The sequence below is a fragment of the Reyranella sp. genome (assembly GCF_050185545.1).
GTDB lineage: Bacteria > Pseudomonadota > Alphaproteobacteria > Reyranellales > Reyranellaceae > Reyranella.
This window is the reverse complement of record NZ_JBFWZI010000269.1, coordinates 4,421-7,813: the sequence shown is the minus strand read 5'-3', so window position 1 is coordinate 7,813 and position 3,393 is coordinate 4,421. Positions and strand designations below refer to the sequence as shown.

The following is a 3,393-nucleotide window of genomic DNA, read 5'->3' as shown; positions in this document are numbered from 1 at the left end:
CAGTATCTCACGACGCCGGACCTGCGGAAGAAATACGACGTCGAGCTGCTGCGCGAGGTGCTGCTGGTCGGCATGGTGATCGCGGGCGGCCTGGCGCTCGCCAACCTGATCCGGCTGCGCAATCGATGGCTGAACGGCACGGCGCTGGCCCTGATCCTGGTCGCCGCAGGCCTGGGCGGCCATCGCGTGCCGGTCGGCGACTTCCCCGACAACACGCCCTACATCGGTCTCGACTGGTTCCTGCTCGACCTGCTGGGCTCCAGCATGGTGTTCATCCTGATCGAGAAGATGTTTCCGCTGCATCGCGACCAGCCGGTGTTCCGGCCGGGCTGGCAGACCGACTTCACGCATTTCATCGTCAACCACCTGATGGTGGGCCTCGCGCTGATCATCGTGAACTTCGCCATCCATCGGCTGTTCGGCTGGCTGGTCTGGCCGCCGCTGCAGAAATGGATCGGCGGCCTGCCCTTCTTCGCCGAGCTGTTTCTGGTGCTGCTGGTCGCCGACCTGGTGCAGTACTGGACGCACCGCGCCTACCACGAGATCCCGTTCCTGTGGCGCTTTCACGCCGTGCATCACAGCGCCGAGTACATGGACTGGATGGCCGGCTCGCGCCTGCACTTGTTCGAGCTCTTGGCGACACGCGTGTCGATCCTGGGCGTGCTCTACGTGCTGGGGTTCACCGAGGCCTCGATGAACGTCTACATCGTGATCGTGGGTTTCCAGGCCGTGTTCAACCACGCCAACGTCCGATTGCCGGAGGCATTCGCCCGCGCGCCGCTCAAATGGCTGATCGTGACGCCCGATTTCCACCACTGGCATCACAGCTCGGAGCGCGAGGCGATCGACCGCAACTACGCCGCCCACTTCGCCTTCATCGATTACATGTTCGGCACCGCCGTGAAGTCGGACCGCCGCTTCCCCGGTAAATACGGCGTGCTCGGCGACTACATGCCGCCCGGCTTCGTCCGACAGCAGCTGTTTCCATTCACGTGGAAGGGGTGAGTCATGCGGACCGCGGGCGTCCCGCCCGCTCATGACTCATGAGCATGAGCGGGCCGGACGCCCGCGGTCCTCATGACTCATGACCCCTCCGTCGCCGTATGACGGCGACACCTCCCCAGCGGAGCTGGGGAGGATGAAGAAGCTACCGCATCGGTGGTGCGTATTGCATGCCGCCCTGGGTGGCGAGCGCATTCAGGCTGCGCGGGATCCGGAGGTTCGAGCCGCTGCCGATATTGCGGTCGTAGACCTCGCCGTAATTGCCGACCTGCTTGATGATGTTGTAGGCCCACTTGTCGTCGACGGAGAGCGCCTTGCCCATGCCGGGTGTCGCGCCGAGCAGGCGCCTGATCCGGGGGCTCTCGCTCTTCAGCATCTCGTCGACATTGGCCGACCTGATGCCGTTCTCCTCGGCTTCGACCATGGCGAACAGCGACCAGCGGACGATTTCCCGGAAGGCCGTGTCGCCCTGCTTGATGATCAGGCCGAGCGGCTCGCGCGAGGGACTTTCAGGCAGGACGAGGAAATCCCTCGGGTTGCTGGCATAGGAGGCGCGCGCGGCATAGACCGCCGAGCGATCGGCCGTCAGGGCGTCGCAGCGGCCGGCAAAGAACGCCATGCGCATGTCATCCAGCCTGTCGAAGCTCACCGGGCTGTAGGTCATCTTGTTGAGACGAAAGTACTCCTCGGCGTTCTCCGCCGTGGTCGTGGCGGACTGCACGCAGACCGTGTTGCCGCTCAGGTCCTTGACGCTCTTCTTGCCGAGCTTGCGGGGCACCATGAAGGCCTGGCTGTCGTAGTAGTAGACGGCGACGAAATCGAGACCGGCGGTGAGCGCGCGCCCCATCGTGTAGGTCGTTCCGGACACCAGCAGGTCGACCTGGCCGTTCTGCAGCGACGGGAAGCGCCGCGCGGCCTCGAGCGGGAAGAACTTCACCTTGTCGGCGTTGCCGAGGATCGCGGCCGCCACGGCGCGGCAGATGTCGACCTCGAAGCCGGTGAACCTGCCCTTGTCGTCCTTGCGGGCAAAGCCGTGCGTGTCGCCGCGCACGCCGCAGTTCAGCTCGCCGCGCACCTTGATCGAATCGAGAACGGCGCCCGCCGCCGCTTCCTGCGGCAGCGCGGCCACGGCAAGTCCGATCGCCGCCATGAAAGCTCCCAAGCGCAGCATGCCTCTCCCCTCCAACTCAGGCGTCAGCGGACGCCATAGTTCGCAAACTCCGCAGCGACGTTCGGCAGCATCGCCTTGGCAACGGCAATGTCGGCGTCGCCGCCCGCCTTGTCGCCCATCTTGAGCTTCGCCAACCCGCGGCCGTAGTAGGCGCGCGCCCGGCGGGAATCGATGGCGAGGACGGCATCGTACTGCGCGATCGCCCGGGCGAACTGGCCGCGCTTGAGCTCGATCAGGCCGCGATTGAGGGTGGTGAACGGGTCACGCGGGCTCAGCGCCTGCGCCGCATCGCAATCGGACGCCGCGCCGTCGAGATCGTTGCCCAGCACGGCCTTGGTCATGCACCGGTTGTTGAGCGCCTGGTACATGTTCGGGTCGATCTTCAGCGCCTCGCCGTAGTCGGCGATGGCGCGCTCCCAGTCGCCTTTGCCGAACCAGGCGATGCCGCGGTTGAGGAACTGCGCTGCATCCTTCGGCCTGAGCCTGATCGCCTGGTCGAGATCGTCGATCGCGCTTTCGTAGTCGCCGAGCTCGAGATAAACCGCCGCCCGCGCGGCGTAGGTGCGCGGATTGTCGGGCTGCAGGCGCTGCGCGGCGTTGTAGTCCTCGAGCGCCCGCTCGGAGTTGCCGCGCAGCGCCTCGATCTGGGCGCGGTAGAACAGGGCCGTCGGATTGTCCGGCGCGAGCTCGAGCGCCCTCGTGTTGTCGGCGAAGGCGGCGCCGAAATCCTTCTTCAGCGCAGAGGCGAAGCCGCGCTGGATCAGCGCGTTGACGTCGTCCGGGCTGATGCGCAGCGCCGAATCGAAATCGTCGATGGCGTCGTCGATCCTGTTGACGAAGATCTCCGCCATGCCGCGATTGATGTAGGCGAGCGGCTCCTTGGGGTCGAGGCGGATCGACTCGGTGTAGTCGGCGATCGCGTCCTTGTAGTTCTCGACGCGATGATAGGCCGAGCCGCGCTCGAAGTAGACGTTGGCCCGGCCCGGCGCCAGCTCAATCGCCTTGTCGAAGTCGGCCAGCGCTTCCTTGGCCTTGCCCTGCCGGAGATAGGCCGCGCCGCGTCCCAGGTAGGGCCGCGCCTCGTCCGGCGTGATCTCGAGCGCGCGATTGAAATCCTCGAGCGCGCCGTCGTAGTCCTGCTTGTCGATCAGGGCCATGCCGCGCTGGTAGTAGGCATGGGCGACCTGCTCGGCCAGCGCCGCCGCCTTGCGGTCACGGTT

3 protein-coding genes are annotated in these 3,393 nt (G+C 66.1%); 1 reads left to right on the top strand and 2 read right to left on the bottom strand.

Going from position 1 to position 3,393, the window contains the following annotated elements:
• The coding region (locus tag AB7O82_RS35610; protein ID WP_428555378.1) for a sterol desaturase family protein at positions 1–1,005 on the top strand (1,005 nt) is incomplete at its 5' end.
• Between the two features lie 142 nt (positions 1,006–1,147).
• On the opposite strand, the gene AB7O82_RS35605 is transcribed toward AB7O82_RS35610, so the two are convergent.
• Together AB7O82_RS35605 and AB7O82_RS35600 are read right to left on the bottom strand one after the other, a co-directional pair.
• Complete coding sequence (locus tag AB7O82_RS35605) at positions 1,148–2,173, bottom strand: amino acid ABC transporter substrate-binding protein (protein WP_428621627.1); 1,026 nt, start codon at positions 2,171–2,173, stop codon at positions 1,148–1,150.
• A 23-nt stretch (positions 2,174–2,196) separates the two neighbouring features.
• Positions 2,197–3,393 (bottom strand): tetratricopeptide repeat protein (locus AB7O82_RS35600; RefSeq protein WP_428621625.1); only part of this gene is annotated, 1,197 nt, incomplete at its 5' end.